Below are 6000 nucleotides of genomic sequence, written 5' to 3' on the forward strand. Positions count from 1 at the left end.
GTATACAAGTACTACAATAGCGATCGTACTCACCAGAGACGCGCGTGAATACACTTTCAATAAACACGTAAAGCAAAACTGGACTAACAACGAATCGCTCAATCTACAATAGGCAGCATTATAGTTATGATTACCGCTACTACTCCCAAAATTCTGATAGTCGATGATGACTTCGGCGTGCGAAATCTCGTCAATCGTTTTTTAAGTCGGAAATATCAAATAGAGTCAGCAGCAGATGGTAAAACCGCCTTATCGTTGTTTGAGCAATTCAACCCAGCTTTAGTGATTCTGGATTGGAATTTGCCGGATGTCAATGGTTATAGCCTCTGCCAAGAAATGCAGAGTCGTACTAATGTTTTAGTGCTGATCCTGACTAGTAGGACTGACGAGGCTGATAAAATTAAAATCTTAAGCGCAGGTGCTGATGATTTTATGACTAAACCATTTAGTCTTGCAGAAGTTGAAGTTAGAGTAGAAGCTCTTTTGAGACGCATACGCTACATCAATCCCTCCCCATCACAACGTATCATCTTCAAGCAGCTAGCAATTAACCCAGAGGGTCGAGAGGTAACACTTAACGATAAGCCTCTCATTTTAACAGCGCTGGAATTTAATATATTACATTTTTTAGCAAGTCATCCTAATCAGGCTTGGAGTCGCCCACAGCTAATCCAAAAAATCTGGGGTTGCGACTACGTAGGAGATGGCCGGGTAGTTGATGTGCATATTGGTCAGTTGCGTAAAAAAATGGAAATCGATACCAGCATACCGGAGTTTATTAAAACTGTGCGGGGCTATGGTTACAAGTTTGAAGTGCCAGACGAGAATACTAATTCGTAATGACGCTCGTTCGCCCTTGGCGTCTCCCCTTGGGAGAAGACTCGCTAAGGCTGCGCTAACGTAATTCGTAATTAATGAGTAGTTGCACAATTGTTTATTAATGGAGACAAAAAATCGCATTTAGGCATGGAGTAATAATTATGAATTATCATGATATCTGACTTACTTAGATACTTTTACTGAGGCTTGACTGTATAACTTGCGTTAATTTGGGAAGTTGATACAAACTGATTTGGTAATTTTGTGTCTGCTCAAGCCTCAGACAGTAACTTTATTGCTTTTAATATATCGTCTCAAGATAAGTTCCAACAAAATCTAAATGTACCAATAATTAAATTTTAACTAGCTAGAGAAAAAGCTTCTGCAAGCGCTTTTGGTAATTCAATCAATACGAAATAATTGCTAGGATATAAATAGTCTTCACCTGATTCATCAATAACTCTAATCATTTGGTGCTTAACAGCATCAGAATCAGAAACAGTCTGGTAAATTTTCCAAATTTCTAAAGAAGCAGGATAATCTTTGTTGCTAATGCAAACAACATATTAAGTTTCTGTGTTCGCTGACTGCATAATTACTCCTATAGAAAGCGTTTTATTTTGATTTCTTTCTTACCAATTCCGTGGGCTTCATAAATACTTGCGTCGTCTAAACTAATGGTTGCAAAGCCTTTAAGTTTCCCCCACCTTCCTGAACCATAAGTTTTACGCAAGCGTTCGAGTTCACGAATGGAGATACCAACAGCAATTATTTCAATATTGGTGATGTCTCCGATAATTTCAAAATTCAAGTAACCATTACTCTTAGTAAATATTGCAACAAAGAACTTTTAACCACAACCCACCGCTAGCCTTTGAATAACCAACTCAGCCGCTAAATATATTGCTGCTTTCATACTCGTAGCATCAGCAATTCCCTTACCCGCAATATCAAACGCTGTTCCGTGGTCTGGTGAAGTGCGAACGAAAGGAAGACCAATAGAAGTATTAACTGCCCGATCAAATGCCATCAGCTTCACCGGAATTAAGCCTTGGTCGTGGTAAAGTGCTAGATAAGCATCAGCCGGATTTTGGACTAAAGAATTTCCATACCAAGCTTGACCAGGTTTAACCCACATCGTATCTGGCGGTATCGGCCCATCTAGTTGCAATTGTGGGCGTTTTTGCCGCTCTTGCTCTAACCAGGGAATTAACCAATCCTGTTCTTCATGTCCAAGTTGTCCCTGTTCGCCACTGTGGGGATTTAACCCGGCGATCGCAATTCTCCCTCTATCTATACCAAAATCCCTCTCCAAACACTCCACCAACAAATCGAGTTTCTGCGTCAACAACTGGGGTGTCAATGTATCGGCTACTTGACGTAGGGAAATATGTGTGGTAGCAAGTAACGTGCGGAGTGTCCAACCAGTATGGGGCGATCGCGCTACGAATAACATCCCAAAACGCTCAACACCTGATTTCTGTGCCAAAAGTTCCGTTTGCCCTGGATAATTATATCCTGCGGCTTTCCAAGCAGATTTAGCGATCGGCCCGGTGACAATAGCATCAAATTTACCAGCGAGTGTTTGAGCGATCGCATATTGCATATACGCAAAACTAGCCGCACCACTCGCCGCATTACCTATTCCTGGGATAATTTCACCTTTAATTTCCCCATTCAACTGCACATCAATGACTGATAACTCGTCTGGATTTGCCAAAGGTGGTAAATTCTCAGTTAAATTCAGTTTGTAATAAGTCTGTGCTAGCAAATCCCTGTTACCCACCACTGTAACGTCATATTTTTGACCAATTTTCGGATCTGCTAAAGCTTTCAAAATCACCTCTGGTCCAATCCCCGCCGGATCTCCCAGCGTCAGCGCCAAACGCGGACGATTCTCTTGGCTAAAATTTATTAAACTACCTTGATTATTTTGATACATAAAATTTCTTCATAATTCTTATCATCCAATTTTCCCAATTTACTCATCTCATCTTCTCTCAACAGTAGGGATTGCCCCCAAACCAGTAGGGATTACCTGCTAAAGTAGTTTAAAATTATTTACACAGGTCTAATCGTACAGCAACTATTGAAAAGCTTCTGGTAGACCTAGTTTACACACCACTTTGCATAAGGAGAATCACACCAATGGGCGGCGAACTTTTGAATGCAGCTCTATTGTCTTTCGGTTTAATCTTCGTGGGCTGGGGCTTAGGCGCATTGTTACTGAAAATTCAGGGTACAGAAGAATAATTGAGTTAGGAGTTAAGAGTTATTATTCTCCCCACTCCCCACTCCCTTTTTCATCGAAATGGGAAAAAAGCTTGTCCGTTAACCGGACAGCCGTTTTCTCATAAATCTCTCCAGATAAATTGATTTTCTGAGAAAAAATGTAAATTTTTGTTTGCATAGGTTATTCTGATAACATTCTTTTCATAAAACATTAAAATTTATTACGACCCTCATGACATTATTAATCGTCGGTGCAACTGGCACCTTAGGAAGACAAGTGGCTCGTCGTGCAATCGATGAGGGATATAAGGTACGCTGTCTTGTGCGGAGCAGCAAAAAAGCAGCTTTTCTCAAAGAATGGGGTGCGGAACTCGTACCAGGAAATTTGCGTTACCCCGAAAGCCTAGCCCAAGCATTAGAAGGTGTAACCCAAGTTATTGATGCGTCAACATCTCGCCCTACAGATTCACTGAGTATCAAACAAGTGGACTGGGACGGCAAAGTAGCATTGATTCAAGCTGCAAAAGCAGCAGGTGTAGAGCGTTTTATCTTCTTTTCGATTTTAGATGCTGATAAATACCCAAAAGTACCGCTAATGGAAATTAAGCGGTGTACAGAACTCTTCCTGCCTGAGTCGGGCTTGAATTACACCATCTTGCGGCTAGCTGGTTTTATGCAAGGGTTAATCGGCCAGTACGGGATTCCCATTTTGGAAGCACAGCCAGTTTGGGTAACAGGCAATTCTTCTCCCATCGCCTATATGGACACTCAGGACATTGCGAAGTTTGCTATCCGAGCATTGAGTGTACCAGAAACCGAAAACCAAGCTTTTCCTGTAGTCGGTACTCGTGCATGGAGTGCAGAAGAAATTATCAGCCTGTGCGAACGCTTATCTGGAAAAGACGCCAGAGTAACACGGATGCCAATAAACTTACTACGGGCTGTGCGGGGTTTAATGCGGTTCTTTCAGTGGGGATGGAACGTAGGTGACAGGTTAGCGTTTACAGAAGTATTGGCTAGTGGTAAACAATTAAATGCTTCAATGGATGAAGTATATACAGTCTTTGGTTTAGATCAGCAACAAACCACAACCTTAGAAAGCTATCTACAAGAGTACTTCAGCCGAATAATGAAAAAGCTCAAAGAGTTAGACTACCAGAAAAACAAAACCAAAAAGCAGAAACCTAAAAAAACTCCTTTTAAACAGTCTTCAAAAGCCAATAGTCAATAGTCATTACAAAACAAACATTAGTCGTTAAACTCTAGACTTTGGACATTTGACTCTAGATTAATGACTACATGACCAAAAATGTGTAAGGATTACAAGAAATGCTGGGAACAATCAGCGCCTCTAAAGAATAGGTACGTAGTACCATATTCTTTCCTTTAGGTAGACGATGAAAAACGACACTTCGACCCTTCTCTACGAGACGCTGCGCGAACGGCGCAGGTGTTACCCTGATCCCTTCGACAAGCTCAGGGTAACACTTGTCCAAGAGCTCAGGGCAAGCAAACTCAGTGACCGCTCAGGTGGTTTTTACCACCGCCAATATTCTGTAAACACTTGAGGGTATAATAGTATTAGACTACAGGTAGAATAACCGCTAGCACAAATGGATAACCAACCCCAAAACAACTGGCTAGGAAATAATAATGGATAGTGGGCGGCGAAAACCACGATAAACATAGCTAGGGTAGCTGACGGGTACCCATACCAGAAAACAAGACTATTTAATTGATTGGACAAAGTACCGTAGGGCATACGGGAACTAGAGAAGCGATTCTCTAACGCTTAGGGAGATAGAGCCACCTGGGGTTGTTTAAATTAGACTCGGCACTTTGTTCTATTGAACGGGTATCAGGTTTAAATATTGCCGCAAGGATGGACAATTTTAAGGCATATCGTTGAACTAAGAATCTCCGTATATTGAGAGCGGGGAGTGTCAAATAATAAAGAGCATCGCCTAAATTTGGATATTTGAGTGTGCCGAAAGCAGGCATTATCTACAATGACGTTAAACCGATAGCGGGTCGCGTCGCTATCGAGTTGAAAGACAAGCTAACCGCAGCCGGTTGGAATGTATGTATCACATCGAGTATCGGTGGAATACTGGGCTACTCTACCCCTGAGAGTCCTGTGTGCCACACTCCGATTGACGGTCTGACACCTCCTGGTTTTGATTCAGATATGAAGTTTGCAGTGGTATTAGGGGGAGACGGCACTGTTTTAGCAGCGTCTCGTCAAGTAGCCCCCTGTGGTATTCCACTGCTAACAGTGAATACCGGCCACATGGGATTTTTGACAGAAACTTTCCTGAATCAATTGCCCCAAGCACTAGAACAGGTGATGGCGGGTGAGTATGAAATTGAAGAACGAGCTATGCTCACCGTCAAAGTGTTTCGGGGAGATTCAGTGCTGTGGGAAGCCCTCTGCTTGAATGAAATGGTTCTGCATCGGGAACCTTTGACGTCTATGTGCCATTTTGAAATTGCCATAGGGCGTCATGCGCCAGTAGATATTGCAGCGGATGGTGTGATTGTTTCTACGCCTACTGGTTCTACAGCTTACTCATTGAGTGCTGGTGGGCCAGTGGTGACTCCTGGCGTACCTGTTTTACAGCTAGTACCCATTTGTCCCCATTCCCTAGCTTCTAGAGCATTGGTATTTCCCGATACGGAATCGGTTAATATCTACCCAGTAAATATTCCTCGGCTGGTGATGGTGGTAGATGGTAATGGCGGGTGCTATATCTTACCAGAAGACCGAGTGTACATGGAGCGATCGCAATATAGTGTCCGATTTATTCGCCTACAACCGCCTGAGTTTTTCCGAATTTTGCGAGAAAAATTAGGTTGGGGTTTGCCACATATCGCTAAACCAACTTCGGTAGAATTGCCTTAGTTCTTGGGCATTGGGCATTGGGCACTTGTACTGACTTGTACTGAGCG

6 protein-coding genes are annotated in these 6000 nt (G+C 42.5%); 4 read left to right on the forward strand and 2 right to left on the reverse strand.

The window, feature by feature from the left end:
- Positions 1-120: 120 nt before the first annotated feature.
- The gene (locus ACYTXL_RS18405) at positions 121-840 is read left to right on the forward strand and encodes a response regulator transcription factor (RefSeq protein ID WP_461926009.1); all 720 of its coding nucleotides are present in this window, start codon (positions 121-123) and stop codon (positions 838-840) included.
- A gap of 580 nt (positions 841-1420) precedes the next feature.
- Here the strand turns inward: ACYTXL_RS18405 and ACYTXL_RS18410 are convergent.
- The gene (locus ACYTXL_RS18410; RefSeq protein WP_461926005.1) at positions 1421-1630 is read right to left on the reverse strand and encodes a hypothetical protein; all 210 of its coding nucleotides are present in this window, start codon (positions 1628-1630) and stop codon (positions 1421-1423) included.
- 39 nt (positions 1631-1669) lie between these two features.
- Positions 1670-2761: a 4-hydroxythreonine-4-phosphate dehydrogenase PdxA gene (gene pdxA, locus ACYTXL_RS18415; protein WP_461926006.1), complete on the reverse strand. Its 1092-nt coding sequence runs from the start codon at positions 2759-2761 to the stop codon at positions 1670-1672.
- Positions 2762-2967: 206 nt separating this feature from the next.
- Between pdxA and petM the strand changes: the two genes are divergently transcribed.
- From petM to ACYTXL_RS18430, 3 genes are all read left to right on the forward strand, one after another.
- Positions 2968-3072, forward strand: a complete 105-nt coding sequence (gene petM / locus ACYTXL_RS18420; protein WP_118167852.1) for a cytochrome b6-f complex subunit PetM — start codon at positions 2968-2970, stop codon at positions 3070-3072.
- Between the two features lie 211 nt (positions 3073-3283).
- Positions 3284-4282 (forward strand): SDR family oxidoreductase, encoded by a 999-nt coding sequence (locus tag ACYTXL_RS18425; RefSeq protein ID WP_461926007.1) that lies wholly within the window; start codon positions 3284-3286, stop codon positions 4280-4282.
- Positions 4283-5035: 753 nt separating this feature from the next.
- On the forward strand, positions 5036-5953 hold the full coding sequence (locus ACYTXL_RS18430) for an NAD(+) kinase (protein ID WP_461926008.1): 918 nt from the start codon (positions 5036-5038) through the stop codon (positions 5951-5953).
- The last annotated feature ends 47 nt before the right edge of the window (positions 5954-6000 follow it).

This window comes from Nostoc sp., from assembly GCF_054880495.1.